Raw genomic sequence first — 19,729 nt, 5'->3', positions numbered from 1 at the left:
GTAAAAATCTCTTCCAAATCATAAACCCACAAAAACAACACCGCATATAGTTCAAAATTCTATGCTGAACTTTCACGATAATTCACCACTGTTATCTGCACAGTCTTCCGTCCCATGTACTCATTCACCGATGGATGGTATGTGAATGCCATCTCCCGGCTCTCTTGAATGGTTTTCAGACACTTCTCTACATCTCCGAAATACACCGCCTCCATCCGGTTTCCACTTTTGTCTTCTACTTGAAATTTCAATACATTTCGGTTTTTACCGAAAATCCTCGGCTGGATCACTTTCAAATTCTTCTCTACAAACAGCGGTTTCGGATTCCCTTTTCCAAAAGGCTCCAGCAGTTCTATCTCTTCAATCAGTTCTTCCGTCACATAAGGCAGGGGAAGCTGCATATCGATGGATACCTTTTCTGTCAGATCATCTTCTGTCAAGTCAGCAAGCTCATTCATGATCTGACGGAACTTCATTACATTTTCTTCCTCCAGAGACAAGCCCGCTGCCAGCTTATGCCCTCCGAACTTTGTAAATAATGTACGGCATTTACACATTTCTTCAAACATGTTGTAGGCTTCAACTGAACGACCGGAGCCTTTGACTCCGTCTTCCGCCCTTGTCAGAATAAATACAGGACGATAGTACCGCTCACGGATTCTTCCTGCGATAATCCCTGCGATACTTTCATGACAATCCTGCAAATACACTACCAATACTTTATCATCTTTCAAGGATGTCGTTTCTATCTGCTCTACAGCCTGTGCAACACCCTTTTCTGTCATTTCCTTGCGGCTGTCATTGAGAGCCTTCAGATCCTCTGCCAGCATAACAGCTTCCCGGCGGTTCTTGGCACACAACAATTCCAATGCCCGTTTCGCCGTGTCCAGACGACCTCCAGCATTGATGCAGGGACCTATCACAAAACCGATATGATAAGCATTCAAGCGTTCTGCCGGAACCTGTGTGCATTCAATCAGTGCTTTCAATCCTTCGTTCCTTGTGCGCTTTAACATCTCCAGCCCCTGCCTGACAAACACACGGTTCTCTCCGCATAGATCCATCACATCCCCAACGGTCGCAATAGCAACATTTTCCATCAGATAATCAATATCGTCCACATCTCTTTGCATCACCTCGTAAAGGGCTTCCACAACCTTATAAGCAACGGCTGCGCCGCACAATCCCTTAAACGGATATTCACAGTCCGGACGGTGCGGATCTACTACCGCGTCTGCCTGCGGAAGCAGATATTCTTTCTCCCCGCCTGCATCCAAAAAGGGAACTTCATGATGATCTGTTACGATGATCGTCAGCCCCTGTGACTTGCCATATGTAATCTCTTCTGCTGCCGCAATTCCGTTGTCACAAGTAATGATCGTGTCGATCCCATCCTCAATGGCACGGTCTATCAACTGCCTGTTCAGACCATACCCGTCTTTGATCCGGTCTGGTATATCCGTATCTACATCTGCTCCCAGCCGGGACAGTCCTTCCTGTAAAATATAAGTCGCATTTACACCGTCAATGTCATAATCTCCAATCACACGGATTGCTTCGCCCCCACATATTTTCTCAGTCAGTATTTCCACGGCACGGTCCATATCTTTCATCAGCATGCCGTCATACAAATCTGCAATTGTTCCGTTCAGATAAAAGTCTACTGCCTTATCACCGATCACGTCTCTGTTACGGATCAACCGCGCTAATATGGGAGAAATCCGATACTTCTCTCCGATTGCCCGAAAATCTGCTTTTTTCATTGTTACAAACCACTTTTCCATCCTGTGTCTCCAACCTTAAATAATCTAATAATCAAAAATTGCGACAAAATATCTCCCTGCTCAAAAGGCATCAATGTTTATACATAGCATAAACATCTCTTTTATAAATGTCAATTACAGAACAAAGCGGGCAAGTCCGCTTCAAACTCCCTATAGCATAAAAAAGAATTCCTGTTTTATGACTCTCCATCGTAAAACAGGAATTCTCCCTCTCAAAATCTTATTTTGCGCTTACCGCTTTTTTCTCCATCTTTGTCTTCATCACATACCACAGAGCACCTGTAATACATACAGAAGAATAAGCACCGCAGACAATACCAACCATCAGCGGAAGTGCAAATTCCTTAATGGAGCTTACGCCCATCACAAACAATATCGCAACCATAACAAATGTTGTCAATGATGTATAGATACTTCTTGTCAGAGTTTTTGTAATACATCTGTTGACAAGTTTATCCAATCCTTCTCCGCGTGTCTTTGTCCTCAATTCTTCACGGATACGGTCGAAGATTACGATCGTTGCATTGATGGAGTAACCAACGATCGTCAACATACATGCAATAAATGTATTTCCAACAGATACTCTTGCAATTACATAAAATCCAAGCACAATCAGTACATCATGCACAAGCGCAAGTACGGCGCTTGTTGCAAAACGGATATCTTTAAACCGGAACCAGATATAAAGCAGCATACAAATTGTAGCTACGATCACTGCAACAACTGCATCCTGACGCATCTCAGAGCTTACTGTAGAACTGATATTTTCTGCTGTAATCTCATCCTCGTTCACACCAAAACTATCAATCATTACTTTATTGAATGCTTCACGCTTCTCCAAATCCAATGTCTGTGTCTTGAAAATCACCTGACTTGTTCCCGCCACTTTTTGAACCTGAACATTGTTATCACCTGTAGTATCTTCAATCACCGGCACAATCTTTTCATCAATTTCTTCCAGTGTATAATCTTCTGCAAATGTAATATTTGTAGATGTACCGCCCTTAAATTCCAGGCTGTAGTTCATTGCACCAACACCGCGTGCAGAATTTACACCCATAAATACAAATCCTGCAATCACAAGCGTAACGGAAATTCCAAAAAACACTTTCCTTTTTCCAAGGAAGTTTACTGGCTCTCTGTCTTTGAGGCTTCTTCCATATAATTTCTGACTGCGTAATCCGACTGCATAGAAAGAATAAATCAACACACGCGTGATCACAAGTGCGGTAAACATGGAAACCACGATGCCAAGAGCCAATGTCTGTGCAAATCCCTTAACTGATCCGCTTCCCAGAACCCACAATACAGCTGCCGCAATCAACGTTGTGATATTACCGTCCACGATTGCAGACAATGCCTTTTTAAATCCGGCATTCAAAGCAGTCCTCACAGATTTGTCTGCGGAAAGCTCTTCCTTCACCCTGGCAAATATAATAACATTTGCATCTACTGCCATACCGATACCAAGAATAATACCTGCAATTCCCGGCAGTGTTAATGTAACGTCAAAAGCATTTAACAAAACAAGTACCAAACCAATGTATACCAACAACGCCAAACTGGATACAAATCCCGGAAGCAGATATACAAAACACATAAAGAGACACACGATCGCCAGACCGATCGCTCCTGCTGTCAAACTGGTACTGATCGCCGCCTCACCAAGCTGTGCGCCGACAACATTCGAGCGCAGCTCTTCCAGTTCCAGAGTCAGTCCACCGATACGGATGGTTGATGCCAGCTTCTCTGCTTCTTCAAATGACATGCTTCCTTCTATCATTGCTCGTCCGTCTGCAATTTCTGTATTCACATTAGGCACACTGACAAAAGCGCCGTCATAATAGATACCAATGCTTTCTTTTCCCGCTGCTTCCTTTGTTGCAACGGCAAATTTCTCTGTACCTTCCTTTGTCAGTTCCAGTGAAACGATATTCTTTGCCGCATTTGTGGTCTGGTCACTGTAGGTCTGTGCTTCAGCGCTCTTAATATCTGTACCTGTCAGCACAACAGAACCATCCTCCTGCAATTCCTCAATAGTCTTATTTAAAGTAAAATCTTTTGCGGTATCTCCCGTACTTCCGGTCATTGAATAGTTTCTCTCACCTTCACTGTCAGTCTCGGAAATAAAATACAAGGATCCCGGCTGTCCCAGTTCATCCAGAATCTGATTGGCATCTGTCACACCCGGAATCTCAATGCTGATCCGGTCGTCGCCTTCCTGATAGACACTCGCCTCTGTACTGTATTGCTCCACACGCTTCTGCAGCTTATAAATGGTGTCTGCCATATCCTCAGCGGATGGCGTTCCCCCTTTTACCTGATACGTAATACTGACGCCGCCTTCCAAATCCAGACCCAGATTAATATTCTTCGCTGCACCTGTTTTTCCGTCTCCCCAACCGACTACAGTTGTAAATCCAAGCACTGCCATCAGTACCGCTGCCAGAATCAGATTAAGAATACCTCTGCTTTTCTTCATATTATTCATCGTTACTCTTCCTCTCCTTTTTGAGCATCTGCCAAAGCCGCTTTAATCATAATTGCACATTCCACACGCTTTCGTTCCATCTCACAGCTCACATCGTATGTATCGTTGATGGTATGATGGAATTTATATGAATTTGCCATGCAGCCTCCGCTGCAGTAAAATCTGGCAAAACAGCTTCTGCATTTTTCCTTGGAATATACACTGCACACACGGAATTCATCGGCAAGCTCTGGTTTCGTAATCCCTTCGTCTACATTTCCCATAAGGAAATCTTCATCACCGACAAACTGATGACAGGGATATAAATCTCCCCATGGCGTCACTGCCAGATATTCCGTCCCCGAACCACAGCCGGACAATCGCTTCGCCACACACGGTCCGCCTTCCAGATCAATCATAAAGTGGAAAAAATTAAATCCTTTTCCAGTCCGCGCCCGTTCTGCCATCATCTTCGCCAATGCGTCATACTCTGCAAAAATCTTCGGCAGATCGCTTTCCTGAATTGCGTACGGATCCGTCTCTTCTCCGACTACAGGCTCAATGGAAATCTGCTTAAATCCAAGCTCTGCAAAATGCTCCACATCCTTGGAGAAATCCAGATTCTCTCTTGTAAATGTTCCCCTGATATAGTATTTTTCCTGATTCCGGCTCTCTGCCAGCTTCTGAAACTTCGGAACTATCAAATCATAACTTCCTTTGCCGTTTCTGAACGGTCTCATTCTGTCGTTGACTTCCTTACGTCCGTCCAGACTAAGCACAACATTGTCCATTTCCTTATTGACAAACTCCTGTACCTCGTCATTTAACAATACACCGTTTGTTGTCAGTGTAAAACGAAAGTGCTTGTCATGGAGCTTTTCCTGCTCCCTTCCATAAGCAACCAGGTCCTTTACAACCTGCCAATTCATCAATGGCTCTCCGCCAAAGAAGTCTACCTCCAGATTCCGTCTGCCGCCGGAATTGACGATTAGGAAATCCAACGCTTTCCTGCCTACTTCATAGGTCATCAACGCACGTCTTCCATGGTACTCGCCTTCCTCTGCAAAACAGTATCGGCATGCCAGATTACAGTCATGGGCAATGTGCAGACAAAGCGCTTTCACAACTGTCTTTCTCTGCTTTACTTCGTCTATATAATCTTCATAAATATCCTGTGTAAACAACTGTTCTGCTTCTGTCAGTTCACTCAGAGCCTCAAGAATCTCTCTCACCTCTGCCTCATCAACTGTCTTGGCTTCTGCGTTCAGTTCATTCATCACATACTGAAAAGTATCTTCTAAAAGAATACTTTTCGCCGTATGCATCGGGTTCTGCTTTTCAAGACAGGCAATCACATCATAAGCAGACTTGTCTGCTACATGAACGGAACCGCTGTTTACATCCAGAACGATGTTATATCCATTATTCTGGTACTGATGTATCACAACAGATACCTCACTTTCTATTCTCTTATATTGTAAGTGGAACAAAGCGGAGCGTTTTAATTATAGGAAACAAGAAGTTTCCTATACATTAAAAACAAGGATAAGGCAGCGCCCCCTAGTCGCCGGTCGCTGCCTTCGATTCGCATTATTTAATAAATTTTGCTTTGTGCCATCTTTACATAAAGCCAAAAATGCTGTCCTTATTATTTTTTATGTTCGCAAGTCTGATTTCCCACTGTACAGGAAGTCTTACATGCAGACTGGCAGGAAGTCTGGCATTCGCCGCATCCGCCTTTTTTTACTGTATGGTTTAATGTCTGAGTATTCAGTGTTTTAATATGTTTCATCTCAATCTCCTCCTACTTTTCATACTGATAGAGGAATTATACCATACTCTTTATCGTTTTAAAAGTACTTTTTTCTTATGACAGCATTCCTCCTAACATACCTCCGCCTGCGCATAGAAAGAAGGTGGTCAGAATATCAGCTCCGCCCCCTTGCAGGGAACGATACAGTCCCAGAGATACGAGCATAAGTAGTCCAAAATACAAGATTCCTACCGTCAATCCCCACAGAAATTTTCGTTCTTTTAGAAGCTTTCCTGCAATAAAACCACCCACAAAGGTAGACAACACATAAATCAGAATGATTCCGGCAGTCACCTTGCCTTCATCCAGACTTAATTTGTACAGAAGCCCCGCCAATACCAGTAAAAGGATTCCTGTCAGCACAAATGCACACAGCAGTGATCTCAATATCTTTGATATCTGATTTCCTGCTCCCGCATGACTTACTTTATTTTCCGCACTTCTCATCTGATTCCCCCTCATTTTAATACACCCCTTTGCTTTGCCGCAGTTATCTGCATCACAGATGCTGCTGCAACATAATTTGTTGATTACTGTTCACTGCGTTCACGGCAACGTGCAAACCTGAGTGAACAATAATATTTTATTTCCTTACAGTTATAGTGTATGAATCTGAAAGGACCTTTAGAACTAGTACTTAGAATAACAGTATGCTATTGTTCCATCTGTTTTCCAAGAAATGCCGCCGCACTCATGGCAACTTTCTGTTCTGCCTCCCCAAACTTTTTTTTATCTTCTTTTTTTAGAAGAATAACACCTCCTATTACATCCCCCTCACAAATAATTGGACAGATAACTTCTTCCACATACTCTTCTGTTCCGTCAACAATTATAATATAATTTATATTTCCCTTCCCCGCAGTCATACATTCTCTCGTTTGCAGCATTTTCTCCAGTTCCTTACAGATTCCCTTCTCCTGAAACTCTTTTCTGCCCGCTCCCGCTGCTGCGATCACCATATCATTATCTGTAATGCAGGCAGTACAGCCCAGTGTCTGCGCCAGACTTTCTGCATATTGTTTTGCAAAAGAAGCCAGTTCCCCGATCGGCGAATATTTTTTCAAAATCACCTGTCCTTCCCTGTCTGTAAATATTTCCAACGGATCACCTTCCCGGATCCTAAGAGTCCGCCGGATTTCTTTTGGAATCACAACACGTCCCAGATCATCGATTCTCCTGACAATTCCTGTTGCTTTCATATGATAAAACCTCCACCTGCTGTATTTTTTTCCATTTCTGGAAATAGTATCTGCAAGTGAAGATTTTTTATACATTTTCTATTTCTCCATCATACATTCTTACGGACCTTGCACTTACTGCCAAGTCCTATGCTGAGCTGTTACCATCCCATATCAAATATTATCAGAACCATTGCAAAACAGAGTGCGTCCTGTTATAATCAAAAAATGCCAATTACATTACATATTCAAAGGTGATCTATATGAGTTTAAAAATACCAATTGAAACATCCGCAAGACATATCCACCTGTCACAGGCAGATTTTAATACATTGTTCGGTCCGGAAGCCAAACTGCACTATATAAAAGAATTAAGCCAGCCGGGACAGTACGCATGTGAAGAACGTCTGACCATAGCCGGTCCAAAAAACAGTTTAAAAAATGTAGTCATACTCGGTCCCTGCCGCCCAGCTACTCAAGTAGAAGTCTCTGTAACTGATGCCCGAAAGCTGGGACTCCCCAGCATCATCCGGCAATCCGGAGATATTGAAGATACACCAGGATGTACATTGATCGGACCAGCCGGACAGATTGAGCTAAAAAAAGGGGTTATCGTTGCAAAACGTCACATTCATATGACACCCCTGGATGCTGTCCGCGCCCGCGTCAAAGACAACGATATTGTGTTTGTTATTACTACAAGCTACGAACGGTCTCTTATTTTTTCAGATGTAGTCGTGCGTGTCAGCCCGTCTTTTCGCCTTGCAATGCATGTAGATACAGACGAGGCCAATGCATTTGCCAATGAAGAAGACCCCTGTGGAGTGATTCTGAAACTGTTTGACGGACACACATATAATCTTCAGTCATGGGCAGAAGAATTGCAGCTTGGGATTAATCGTTCATTATAATAAAGCAAAGGATTTTATGAGAGAATATGTTTATTTTAATTTTTAACCAATTGATAAAAATGCTCTGCATTCTTACACTTGGATTTATTTGTTACAAAATCAAACTGTTGAATCAGGAAGGAAACCGCAATCTGTCTAATTTACTTTTAATGGTTGTCAATCCCTGTCTGATCATTACCACTTATCAGACAGACTACGATGCTCGGCTTGTACGCGGACTTCTGATTGCTTTTGCGGCAGCTTTTATCGCGCATCTCATCGCAATTATTATCGCCCGTATCTGTATCGCCGAGAAAGGAAATGCCGAATATGCCCTCGAACGTTTCGGATCTGTCTATTCAAACTGTGGTTTTATGGGTATACCACTCATCAACAGTGTATTAGGAAGTGATGGTGTTTTCTACCTTACCGCATATATTACAATATTTAATCTTCTTACATGGACACACGGATTGATTCTATTAGAAGGAAAATTCACTCCTGCCCGTCTGAAAGAGGGTATGTTCTCCCCGCTTGTTATCGGAACCGCCGCCGGTATGCTCCTTTTTTTCCTTCAGTTCCGTCTGCCGGAAGTCCTTCTGCATTCTATGGATTATATCTCCGGTATGAATACACCGCTCGCAATGATAATTGCGGGACTGTCCGTTGCCCAGGCAGATTTCAAAAAAATATTCACCAACCTGCGGATTTATTGGACCTGCTCTTTGAAACTGGTTGTTGTTCCTTTGGCAGTACTCACTTTTCTTGTCATTTTTAAGGTGAACTATAATATTGCCTATACAATTCTTATTGCATCTGCATGCCCGGCAGCAACTACGCTTACTATGATGGCGATCCGCCTCAATAAGAATTATAAATATGCATCGGAAATTTTTGCCGTTTCCACTGTACTGTCTATTATCACCATTCCTTTTGTAGCGTTTGTAGCTGGTTTTTTCCTGTAAAAAATTATTGACAGAGACATCCTTATTTCTATACTTTGTTGGACGGAGTCCACCCGCCCGAAGGGCATGTATTGCGGTGTGCCCTTGGGTATACATTATCGGACAAAGTCCGCCCGCCGCAGGCATGAATTATGGAATGCCCGGATGGGTATAAGCAAATACATTGACCTTACAGTTTGCTTATAGAAATAAGGATGCCTCCTCTGATCAGCTCTTTTAGATTATAGATTATATCAAAACAATAATAACTACTGTCCGCTCCACTTTCTATAGATACCTTCTAATGCGTCTACTACACCATCCAGCCCAAGAAGACTTGCATTAAAGAGCATCTGATGTGCTTCTATACTTCCCCAGTCACGCTCGGTATGCTCCTCGTAATATGCCTTCCTAGTCTTATCCACACGCCTGATCTTCTCCCATGCCTGCTTCTCATTCATATTATAAAGCTTCATAACTCTGCGGATACGGTCATCTTTGTATGCATAAATAAATGCATTGATACAATTGGAATAATCTCCGAGAATATAATCTGCACATCTCCCTACAATAATACAGGAACTTCTCTCTGCCAGTTTCTGAATAAGCTTTGTCTGTATTTCAAAAACCTTATCTGAAAGCGGCTCCTCAACCTCATGTCCATTCATGAACATAACATAATCACCGGAACCAAGAATTGCAGATGACATGTAACGTTCCAAAATAGATTCATCCACTCTTTCTGCCATTTCCAGAGTAATATTCAGCTCCTTCGCTGCCATCTTGATCAAGTTGTGATCATAAAGCGGAATATCCAGTCTCTTTGACAAACGGTTTCCGATTTCATGTCCGCCGCTTCCGAATTGTCTGCCGATCGTAATGATGATATTATCTGTCATCTGATTCACTCCTTCCGTGTCTGTCCTTAAGTCTTATCTCTATGGACATGTTCTTATATAATTCTGTCTTATAGCTACAGTATAGCGTATTTTCAAGAAAATTCCAATATTCAATCCATATTTTCTCAATATTGCTAAATCTCTTCCTGTATCTCTGTCTTATTTTCTATCTTTTGAATCCTCACAAATGCAACTGCCCCGGCAAATGCACATCCTACAACACAGACAGCCATCCGCATAAAATCCGAGCACATCCATATAAGCACTCCTGTCTTTGTAAGTACGATCGATACCATATTCACCATAACATGCAGCAGTACCGGTGCTTTCAGCGAACCGAACTTCTCATAAAAATAAGCAAGGAACAATCCTAATACGAGCGTATAGGATAGCTGCGTCATTGTGTTATGTATCAACGCAAATAAAAGAGATATGGCAAATGCTGCATTCCAAAATCCCATCTGTTCTCTGCACCGTTTGAATAAGACGCCGCGAAACATCATCTCCTCCGAAACCGGTACAATGATTCCCTGACAGACCAGCATCACAACAATTCCCTCAGAATACAATACTGCAGAATTTGTAATATAAGATACATCCCGCGCTGCAAGACCACTCATTGCAATTATCACATTCAAACCAAGGCAAAATGCCGCGCCAAATAAGATTATCCATATATACTGCACGGACGGCGCCTTTTTCTGAATCGGAAGCTGTGCCCTTTTCTCTGCATTCCTGTCTTTTGTAAAGAAAAATGCTGCAAACGCAAGAATACACAACGCTGTAAACGCCGAAGCCAGACTTTGATGCTCCATCAGAATCTGTGACATCCTCATAGAAAGCTCTGCCATCTTCTCTATCACATTTTCTTCGGAAACAGATGCGATAATCTTTGCAACTTCTGCTGCATTGAGCACTATTATCATCATAACAACGATGAACTGTGTTACAATCTGAATCCCCCAATATCCCATTATTGGTCCCAGAATTCTCCAAAACCGTCTCGACTGTGGCGATCTATTCATGCCCTAATATCCTCGCTTTCTCTTTCATCCACACCCTCAACTCATTTTCATCTCCCAGGAGGGATCCCTGTACCATCTCCGGTTTACCGCCCCCTCTTCCGTTAAATGTCTCATTCAGATCGCGAACCATTTCCCGGAGGTTAAGACTCTTACTGCCAATCACATAACGGTAATTGCCATCATTCCCTCCAAAAAACACGGCGCATAGCAGATGTCCCGCATCCAAAACCAGATTCATCAAGAGACGTGGAGCCTCCCCATCCAAATCGGGTTCAAACAGGCAGACTGCCTCTTCCTCAGGCGGCACTTCTTTTACCTTATATCCTAGCAGTTCTCTTTGCAGACGTCCTATCGTCCGTTTCAAGTCTGTGCACTCTTCTTGTAAATGTACCACCGCTTCTGCCGTCTCATCTTCCTTTGCACACAATGCAGCAGAAATCCGTCTCGCTGCCTGTAATTTCCGATTATAATCTGCCAATGCACGGAATCCACACAACATCGTGACCCGTACGCCGCCTTTATAACGCTGCACATTAGTCAGCTTGATCTGCCCAATTTCTCCGGTGCACCTTACATGCGGCGCACAACAGGCACAGACATCACAGCCTGGAATAGTCACGATGCGCACCTGTCCTTCAATTTCAATCTTACTGCGGTATTCCAACGATTCCAACTCATCTTTTGACGGATAAGTCACCTGTACCTCCAGATTCCGTACAAGAATTTCGTTTGCCTTTTGTTCAATTTCCAGCAATTCTTCTTTTGTAATCTCTCCATTGAAATCCATCGTACAGTCCATGCTTCCCAGATGGAAACCAACATTGTTGTATCCAAATGCTGTATGTACCAGACCAGATACAATATGTTCCCCTGTATGCTGCTGCATTTTCATAAAACGCTGCTGCCAATCGATCCTTCCTGTCACGCATGCTCCCAGAGGAATCGCCTCCTCTGTCATATGATATATAACACCGCCTTTTTCCTGCACATCAACAACCTTTGCAGTTCCCAGTACTCCGGTATCTGAATACTGTCCGCCTCCCTCCGGGAAAAATGCCGTCTTATCCAATACCACACGGTATTGCTCTCCATCCGGCTGACATTCTAATACTGCCGCCTGAAATGTGTCTATATAACTATCTTCATAAAATAACCTTTCCGTCATGTTACATCCTCTCAGGGGCTTCAAATCCAAGCAGCTCAATACATGTCTCCAGCACTTCTTTCGTCAGTTTCAGAAGGGCGATATATCCTTTACGTTTATCTTCGTTTTCTTCGGAAAGAATCTTTGTCTCATGATAAAACTTGTTAAACGCATTTGCCGTATCATAAATATACGCACAAATCTTATGTGGTGCAATTTCCTCACAAACTACATCCAACATATCGTTAAACTTCGCTGTCTCCAGCATCAGCGCCTTCTCAAATTCACTTTCCGCTTCTTTAATCTGAAGATTATCCAAAGATGCTCCTGTCTCTTGGTATTTATTCAAAATGGACTTAATCCGCACAATTGTATACAGGATATATGGTCCGGTATTGCCCTCGAAAGAGGTAAACCTGTCCACATCAAAAATATAATCTTTCGACGCCTGATTGGACAGATCGCCATATTTTATCGCTGCGAGTCCGACAGTTTCTGCGGTCTTCTTCGCCTCTTCTTCTGTCACAGTACGATTTTCCATAATCTTCTTGAGCATCTCTTCATCAATCTCGCGAATCAGATTTTCCAGACGCATGACACCGCCTTCTCTTGTCTTGAACGGTTTCCCGTCTTTACCATTCATAGTCCCGAATCCGAGGAATGTCAGCTCTGTTTCCGGACGCACAATACCGGTCTTCTTGGCACAGCGGAATACCTGTACAAAGTGAAGTTCCTGACGCTTGTCTACAACATAAATGATTTCATCCGGTTTATACAGTTCTTCCCGTTCCACCAGTGTTGCAAGATCAGTCGTATCATAAAGTGCTGCTCCGTCAGATTTCAAAATCATACATGGCGGCACTTCTTTCTTATCTGTTTCTTCCTGTACATCAACTACAAGAGCTCCTTGGTCATAATGAGCAAAACCCTCGTCTTTCAGCATTTTCACCATATCTGGAATATACTTCTGAGCATCTGCCTCACCCTTCCAGAGATCAAAGTCCACGTTCAAATTCTTATAATTTTTCTTCAAATCCTCAACAGACACCTGCATAATGTGTTTCCAGACAGCACGATACCCCCGGCGTCCATTCTGTAGCTGGAAGGTTGCCTGCAGCGCTTCTTCGCGGTAATCTTCATTCTCCTTGGCATAAGCGCTTGCAGTCGGATAGATTTCTTCCAGTTCCCCAATCGTAAATGGAGCCTCCTTCGGATATTCTCGGTCAAAAGTTTCATTAAAATACGGAAGATCCGGCTGACGCTTCTTCAATTCTGTAATAATCAGTCCCATCTGATATCCCCAGTCTCCCAGATGAATATCTCCGGTCACCTGATGTCCTTTATAACGCAAAATTCTCTTTATACTCTCTCCGATAATCGCAGAGCGCAGATGCCCTACGTGCAGCGGTTTCGCTACATTCGGTCCGCCGTAATCAATCATGATAGTTTTCGGCTGCCCTGCTGTCTCTACTCCCAGATGTTCATCCTTTGCCATCTCATTTAAGAAATCTGCTACAAAGGATGGCTTTACTTTCAAATTAATAAATCCAGGATTAACCGCTTCTACCATATCAAAACACTGGCTGTTCTGCAAATATGATACAACATCATTTGCTATCATGATCGGAGCTTTTCGGTACGTCTTGGCTGCCGCCATTGCACCGTTACACTGGTATTCACACAAATCCGGGCGGTTAGATAAATTTACCTTTGCATAGGAAATGTCATAATCAGCCGCCTGAAATGCCTGTTCCATCTCTTTTGTTATCAGATTCAACAATGTTTTCACGTTTGTTCACTCTCCGTATTTCTAATTTTTAAAATTTTAACTTTTCCTTTGCTATTTTATCATTTATAATCAATTCTAGCAAGTAGTTGTTACTGTGCACAATAACCAGTAACTTCATAGTATTGTAACACTGTTACGCTGTAAAAAAGAAAGGTATTGATTATGAAAATTGGTTCACATGTTGGAATGAGCGGAAAAGAAATGCTGCTTGGTTCCGCAAAAGAAGCTGTATCCTACGGTGCAAATACATTTATGTTCTATACAGGCGCACCCCAGAACACCAGACGAAAGGATATCAGTGAACTGAACATCGCTCCGGCATGGGAGTATATGAAAAAACACGGTATCGACGAAATCATCGTTCATGCTCCTTATATTATCAATCTTGGAAATTCCGTAAAGCCCGAGACTTTTGAATTGGCAGTAAAATTTCTGGCAAAGGAAATCGAACGTACCATTGCCTGTGGCAGTCATACACTGATTCTCCACCCGGGAGCCCATGTTGGAGCAGGGGTGGATATCGGAACCTCACAGATCATCAAGGGGTTGAACGAAGTCCTTACACCGGATACAGACTGCTGTATCGCGTTGGAGACAATGGCAGGAAAAGGTTCTGAAATCGGTCGTTCCTTTGAAGAACTGGCACGGATTTATGAGGGAGTAAAATGCAGTGAAAAACTTCGTATCTGCTTCGACACCTGTCACACAAACGATAGTGGTTATGATATTGTAAATCACTTTGATGATGTGATCGCTGATTTTGATAAAATTCTCGGCAAGGAACAGATTGCTGTCTTCCATATTAACGACAGTAAGAACCCGATAGGTTCTGCAAAAGACAGACATGCCAACCTCGGTTTTGGAGAAATCGGTTTTGATGTATTATCATATATCGTTCATCACAAAGATTTTGAACATGTTCCTAAGATTCTGGAAACACCTTATATTCCGGACCCTGTAAACAAAAAGAAATCCTATGCACCTTACAAATACGAAATTGAAATGCTGAGAGAAGGAAAATTTAACAGTGAATTGGCTGCCAAAATCATTGCTGAAAAAAACTAAACAGACAGGTCTTGTAGCGAATGCACACCCCATAGTTTTTTATGATATAAGGAAGAGAATTCCTATATCATAAAAAAACTATCCAGCCTAGGGCTATACCTGACTGAATAGTTATAAAAAATCACGTCTGGGCGGGATCGAACCGCCGCACCTGCCTCCGGAGGGCAGTGCTCTATCCACTGAGCTACAGACGTATAATTAACGCATCCGAAAAGTTTCTATTATCGAACGCATTAATTATGCTAACACAATTCACACGAAATGTAAAGAGTGAATTAACAATAACAGCCCTTTATTCGTAACAGTTCAGCCTTCGGCTTCCTGTTACAGGCATCAAGCCATGCAAAACCTAATTTCAGCATATAACTTAAAAGCAGAGTCCTTAGTTCTCTTACAAAATAAACAATCCTTTCATATTCCTGTCATAAAAATATACATGCTCACTAAGCTGATCTTCGTCTTTGACCTGTGTTTCATTGACTTCTTTCACAAGTTCTTCCATTTCTGTCTTCTCCAATCCTTTAGACTGGGGTACCAGGATCAACTCATGAATACTGCTCGGTAAAATATAAAAACTTTCTCCCATCATCATCCCGATCATATCCATGATATCAGGATATAGCAAACAAGCTGCCCCATAGTTCCGGCAAGGATTAGTCAAAACAAACATAACATCCGGTCTGCCCTCATCATCATCATTTTCTTTTCCATTACCGTCCTGTGTCCTGCTCTTATCCACCGCCATTTCCACTGTTTCTTTTGATAATTCTTCTGGTTTTTCATCTTGCCAAATCTGTCCTCTTTTAAACAGTTCTGGCAAATCCAGCACATTTTGTGGTTCTTCAAATTCTGGATTCAAGATTTCTTCCACAATCTCCTTCATCATAAACAGTCTCGCCGGCAAAATCCTCTGTGCATTTTTACATGCAAGCGGAAATAGTTCTTTCTCCTCCATCCCCCATATTTCCAAGTGCTCATTGCGAATCATCATCGTTGCTGTTCCATTCCTTTTCGCCTCAAGAAGCACGTAAAAAACAACACTTAGATCAAGTACATCGATGTGTGGTATTTCCTTCAGCAGGTTCTTGTTTTCCTCCGTATGGATGATTTTAAATACAATCTTATCCTGAACTGCTTCATAACGTTCCACCTTCGATGTATCCCATGATTCCTCATATTTCACAGCTTCATAAAAATCAATCAAATCACTGATGATTCTCTCCAGTGATTCCCCTTTTTGGAAACGCTCATAAAATTCTTCAAGATAGATTGTCGGTGAAATATTTATTTGGGGATTTTCTACCATAATTCCCTTCTTAATCTTACCGTTATTTTTCACGGCAATATGAATACTTGCTGTAATCCCCCCTTTCAGTCTTTGGTTCATTTTCTTTTCTACTACGCACAAAAATTTCTGATAATCCATATAACTCCTTTCTCTTTCGCACGTCCGTCTAAAATTAAAATGAGAAATGTGGTACGAAATGTACCAAGATAAATTGATTTGGAAAATATTATGTGAATTGATTATAACCGACCGTTGCATGCCTTGCAACAGATATTTCTAATTGCAACAAAATGATGCAGCAACTCTATTCTAAATAATCTAAAAAGGAGTCCTGAATTCACCGGACTCCCTTTAATGTTCAATTTTAAATTATCGCTATCCCAAATTATACTCTGGACAAATACTCTCCTGTACGTGTATCGATCTTCAGTACATCACCTGTCTCTACAAACAATGGAACCATAACAACAGCGCCTGTCTCCACAGTTGCCGGCTTAGTAGCTCCCTGTGCAGTATCTCCCTTGAATCCCGGTTCTGTCTCCGTGATTGCCAGCTCTACGAACAACGGAGGTTCTACAGAAAATACATTGCCCTTGTGAGAACAGATCTTAACACTCTCGTTCTCCTTTACGAACTTCAGTGCATCTCCTACAACCTCTGCATTCAAAGCAATCTGGTCATAAGTTTCCACATCCATAAAGTTATACAAGTCTCCGTCCTGATACAGGTACTGCATCTCTTTTCTGTCAATGTGTGCCTTCGGGAACTTTTCCGTCGGACGGAATGTCTTCTCCACTGCTCCGCCGCTAATGATATTTTTTAACTTTGTTCTGACAAAAGCTGCACCTTTTCCCGGTTTTACATGCTGGAATTCCAGTATCTGATAAATATTTCCATCAATCTCAACGGTCACGCCGTTCTTAAATTCACCTGCTGCGATCATTTGTAAATCCTCCTTCAACCGCGCACTTCTAGCGCGTAACTTCTGAACTGACTATAATTCTATAATAAATCCCAGCTTTTTTCAACCTTTTTTTATATGCTTGTCCAGTTTCTATAATTTATTTGTTACTTTTCACACCTACGGTGCTCAAAGTAACATTTATTTTTTCTGTTGCTTTTTATAAAAATGAAGAACTATCCGCTCCAAATACCGTTTCAGCACGATCTGGATCTCCTCTTTCGGATGAATCGGTTTCACAAGTATATTATGGATCCCCGCACGTTTTGCTCCCCACACATCTGTAAAAAGCTGATCACCTACAAATACGGTATTGGATTGATCCGTTCCCATCTGCTCCATCGCACGGACATAATTCCTGGTGGATGGTTTATGCGCATTGAAAATATACCTTGTCTGTATCTCTTCGTTAAACATCTTTACACGCGGTTCTTGATTATTGGAAATCAGACATGACTCAAAACCGATTTTCTTCAGACGTAAAAATAATTTTTTTGCACGCTCATCTGCCGGCTCTCCATGCGGCACAAGAGTATTATCAATATCGAAGACCACTCCCCGATATCCATCTTCATACAGTTTTTCAAATGGGATGACATAGGTAGAAGCCACATACTCATCCGGAAAAAATCTCTCTAAAAACATAAATTCTCTACTCCGTCACTTTCTTCATAATCTCTTCGCAAATACTCTGTACGTCCCTGCCGTCTGTCGCAACAAGAACATCAGCTGCCGCTTCATATTTTGCTCTGCGCTTCTCCATCAATTTAGCAATATAATTCACATTTTTATTGCCATTTAAAATCGGCCGTTCATCACTGCCTTTGACTCTTTCATACACGGTTTCCGGTGCGGCAGTCAAAAAGACAACACGTCCGTTCTTCTTCATTTCCACAACATTTTCTTCCCTCAGGGCAGCTCCGCCGCCGCAGGAAATGACGGTATTCTTTCTGCTCTGTAATTCCTTCAGAAGCCCAGTTTCCAGATTGCGGAAATATTCTTCCCCATGAATTTCAAAAATATCAGGAATCGACATACCCACTCTCTCTGCAATGACCTGATCCATCTCTACTACATCCATACCATATGTATCCTTCAGATATTCAGAAACCGTTGATTTTCCTGCTCCCATAAAACCAATTAATACAATATTATTATCCATTCCAAATTCTGCCATCCTGTTCCTCAGTCATTTCATTAATTAAATATCAGGCTTTATTATAACAACATTTCAATCACGTGTCTATGTAACTTCCCAATACTTTATCCAAACATTATAATATCATACCAGCAGACAATCTGCTCCTTTTACTTTTTCGTCTTCTTCAGCGCTGCGTCCACATCTGCCTTAAACAATTTCCATGCCTCTTCATCTTCCACAAAATACTTCGGACAGTTCTTACCCGTTACATCATAATGACGAATAACGGCTTCTGTAGTCAGATTATATTTATCGCATAAGAATGCCGTCAGTTTTACCATAGAAATATACGTTTCCTTATTAAACTTCCCTGTTTCGTCTACGTGGCAGCACTCAATGGAAATAGTGTCGTGATTCCGCTCATTAGATGCGTAAGCGATCTCCCATGTAGGAACACACTGCACAATTTCCCCTTCCAGACCAACTACAAAGTGACTGCTGATATAATCTCCATGTCCATCCTGAAGACTGTTGAAATAATCCCTGTTGTCCTGCGCTGTACTTTCCGGATTAGCCGTATAGTGAATCACAATTCCAGTAATTGGATCCGATTCCGTTCCCGGTCTGGAATACTCATTGATATCCAAAAGCTGCACATCAATCTCCGGTTCTGTTGCATCCACATCTAGATTACTCGTGTTTGTTCTCTCCCTTGTGCACCGAAAAATCAATAGTACAACCAGTAAAATCAGTAAAATCCCAAATCCGATTTTAACAAATAATCTCTGTCTCCTATCTAAACCATCCAAAAACCTGAACATTTCTTTCCATTTTCGATTGCTTTTTTGCCTCTTATATTTCCTCTTTTGCTTCATAGCCTGATGCTCTCTTCTTTCGCAATTGATATAAAACTTTCTCGATGTCACATTTACAATATTTTTATTTACCCAACCGGCTGCCCCTGTTGAATTCTTACCATAGTGAATGTATTCATTCTTTTCTAATCCTTTTTTGTTATTTTAACACATCCTGTAAAACAAACAAAGTGCATATGTTCTGAAATTTATATTTTTTCCCATCACGCATTTTTATGGAGTTTGCAGCATCTCCTTTATAATTCACCCGGCAGCATTACAACATCTGCTAACATCTCAAGCCAAACACCAATACCTAATATGAAGCACCCGACAATTAAATACACTATCTTCGATATGTATAATATCAGAAGAACAAATCCGAGCAAATTCATAGAAACATCAATAATGAAGACAATGTTTTTGCTTACCTTGAAAGCCTTGGTTACGATAGTTCTAAGTTAGTGAAACGCAACGATAACTA

General features: G+C 41.9%; 17 protein-coding genes, 1 tRNA gene and 1 pseudogene. 3 read left to right on the top strand and 16 right to left on the bottom strand.

Features of this window, described 5'->3' with window-relative positions:
* Nucleotides 1-59 precede the first annotated feature (59 nt).
* The 6 genes from recJ to spoVT form a co-directional block, all read right to left on the bottom strand.
* The gene (gene recJ / locus NFS18_RS09895) at nucleotides 60-1,784 is read right to left on the bottom strand and encodes a single-stranded-DNA-specific exonuclease RecJ (RefSeq protein ID WP_251389883.1); all 1,725 of its coding nucleotides are present in this window, start codon (nucleotides 1,782-1,784) and stop codon (nucleotides 60-62) included.
* Between the two features lie 220 nt (nucleotides 1,785-2,004).
* Complete coding sequence (secD, locus tag NFS18_RS09890; RefSeq protein WP_251389925.1) at nucleotides 2,005-4,266, bottom strand: protein translocase subunit SecD; 2,262 nt, start codon at nucleotides 4,264-4,266, stop codon at nucleotides 2,005-2,007.
* A gap of 11 nt (nucleotides 4,267-4,277) precedes the next feature.
* A complete protein-coding gene (scfB, locus tag NFS18_RS09885; RefSeq protein WP_251389882.1) occupies nucleotides 4,278-5,699 on the bottom strand; it encodes a thioether cross-link-forming SCIFF peptide maturase in 1,422 nt (473 codons plus the stop codon).
* Nucleotides 5,700-5,902: 203 nt separating this feature from the next.
* Nucleotides 5,903-6,046 carry a six-cysteine ranthipeptide SCIFF gene (gene scfA / locus NFS18_RS09880; protein ID WP_059070209.1) on the bottom strand — a complete coding sequence of 48 codons (144 nt, stop codon included), beginning with the start codon at nucleotides 6,044-6,046 and terminating at the stop codon, nucleotides 5,903-5,905.
* Between the two features lie 75 nt (nucleotides 6,047-6,121).
* The gene (locus tag NFS18_RS09875; protein ID WP_251389881.1) at nucleotides 6,122-6,514 is read right to left on the bottom strand and encodes a TIGR04086 family membrane protein; all 393 of its coding nucleotides are present in this window, start codon (nucleotides 6,512-6,514) and stop codon (nucleotides 6,122-6,124) included.
* 206 nt (nucleotides 6,515-6,720) lie between these two features.
* Entirely contained in the window at nucleotides 6,721-7,266 is a 546-nt protein-coding gene (gene spoVT, locus NFS18_RS09870) for a stage V sporulation protein T (RefSeq protein ID WP_251389924.1), read from the bottom strand.
* Nucleotides 7,267-7,508: 242 nt separating this feature from the next.
* Here spoVT and NFS18_RS09865 point away from each other — a divergent pair, with 242 nt between their 5' ends.
* The gene (locus tag NFS18_RS09865) at nucleotides 7,509-8,156 is read left to right on the top strand and encodes a PduL/EutD family phosphate acyltransferase (protein WP_251389880.1); all 648 of its coding nucleotides are present in this window, start codon (nucleotides 7,509-7,511) and stop codon (nucleotides 8,154-8,156) included.
* A 26-nt stretch (nucleotides 8,157-8,182) separates the two neighbouring features.
* Nucleotides 8,183-9,100 carry an AEC family transporter gene (locus NFS18_RS09860; protein WP_251389879.1) on the top strand — a complete coding sequence of 306 codons (918 nt, stop codon included), beginning with the start codon at nucleotides 8,183-8,185 and terminating at the stop codon, nucleotides 9,098-9,100.
* Nucleotides 9,101-9,348: 248 nt separating this feature from the next.
* Here the strand turns inward: NFS18_RS09860 and NFS18_RS09855 are convergent, their stop codons facing one another.
* The 4 genes from NFS18_RS09855 to argS form a co-directional block, all read right to left on the bottom strand.
* A complete protein-coding gene (locus NFS18_RS09855) occupies nucleotides 9,349-9,978 on the bottom strand; it encodes a cytidylate kinase-like family protein (protein ID WP_251389878.1) in 630 nt (209 codons plus the stop codon).
* A gap of 134 nt (nucleotides 9,979-10,112) precedes the next feature.
* The gene (locus NFS18_RS09850; protein WP_251389877.1) at nucleotides 10,113-11,003 is read right to left on the bottom strand and encodes a CPBP family intramembrane glutamic endopeptidase; all 891 of its coding nucleotides are present in this window, start codon (nucleotides 11,001-11,003) and stop codon (nucleotides 10,113-10,115) included.
* The gene (locus NFS18_RS09845) at nucleotides 10,996-12,168 is read right to left on the bottom strand and encodes an alanyl-tRNA editing protein (RefSeq protein WP_251389876.1); all 1,173 of its coding nucleotides are present in this window, start codon (nucleotides 12,166-12,168) and stop codon (nucleotides 10,996-10,998) included. Before NFS18_RS09845 ends, NFS18_RS09850 begins: the two co-directional genes overlap by 8 nt.
* A 1-nt stretch (nucleotide 12,169) precedes the next feature.
* Nucleotides 12,170-13,936 (bottom strand): arginine--tRNA ligase, encoded by a 1,767-nt coding sequence (argS, locus tag NFS18_RS09840; RefSeq protein WP_251389875.1) that lies wholly within the window; start codon nucleotides 13,934-13,936, stop codon nucleotides 12,170-12,172.
* 162 nt (nucleotides 13,937-14,098) lie between these two features.
* Between argS and NFS18_RS09835 the strand changes: the two genes are divergently transcribed.
* Nucleotides 14,099-15,001: a deoxyribonuclease IV gene (locus NFS18_RS09835; RefSeq protein ID WP_251389874.1), complete on the top strand. Its 903-nt coding sequence runs from the start codon at nucleotides 14,099-14,101 to the stop codon at nucleotides 14,999-15,001.
* Between the two features lie 122 nt (nucleotides 15,002-15,123).
* Here the strand turns inward: NFS18_RS09835 and NFS18_RS09830 are convergent.
* The 6 genes and pseudogenes from NFS18_RS09830 to NFS18_RS09805 all read right to left on the bottom strand — a co-directional run bounded on the left by NFS18_RS09830 (nucleotide 15,124) and on the right by NFS18_RS09805 (nucleotide 19,266).
* Nucleotides 15,124-15,195: transfer RNA gene (locus tag NFS18_RS09830), tRNA-Arg, on the bottom strand.
* A 197-nt stretch (nucleotides 15,196-15,392) separates the two neighbouring features.
* Complete coding sequence (locus NFS18_RS09825; RefSeq protein WP_251389873.1) at nucleotides 15,393-16,427, bottom strand: DUF5688 family protein; 1,035 nt, start codon at nucleotides 16,425-16,427, stop codon at nucleotides 15,393-15,395.
* A 247-nt stretch (nucleotides 16,428-16,674) separates the two neighbouring features.
* Complete coding sequence (gene efp, locus NFS18_RS09820) at nucleotides 16,675-17,232, bottom strand: elongation factor P (RefSeq protein WP_251389872.1); 558 nt, start codon at nucleotides 17,230-17,232, stop codon at nucleotides 16,675-16,677.
* 159 nt (nucleotides 17,233-17,391) lie between these two features.
* Nucleotides 17,392-17,895, bottom strand: a complete 504-nt coding sequence (locus NFS18_RS09815) for a YqeG family HAD IIIA-type phosphatase (RefSeq protein WP_251389871.1) — start codon at nucleotides 17,893-17,895, stop codon at nucleotides 17,392-17,394.
* Between the two features lie 7 nt (nucleotides 17,896-17,902).
* Nucleotides 17,903-18,409, bottom strand: a pseudogene (locus tag NFS18_RS09810) (shikimate kinase); the annotation flags it as partial.
* A gap of 149 nt (nucleotides 18,410-18,558) precedes the next feature.
* Entirely contained in the window at nucleotides 18,559-19,266 is a 708-nt protein-coding gene (locus NFS18_RS09805) for a peptidoglycan recognition protein family protein (protein ID WP_251389870.1), read from the bottom strand.
* Nucleotides 19,267-19,729 lie beyond the last annotated feature (463 nt).

The organism is Mediterraneibacter agrestimuris, from assembly GCF_943193195.1.
GTDB lineage: Bacteria > Bacillota > Clostridia > Lachnospirales > Lachnospiraceae > Schaedlerella > Schaedlerella agrestimuris.
This window is presented reverse-complemented; position numbering and strand designations above follow the sequence as displayed.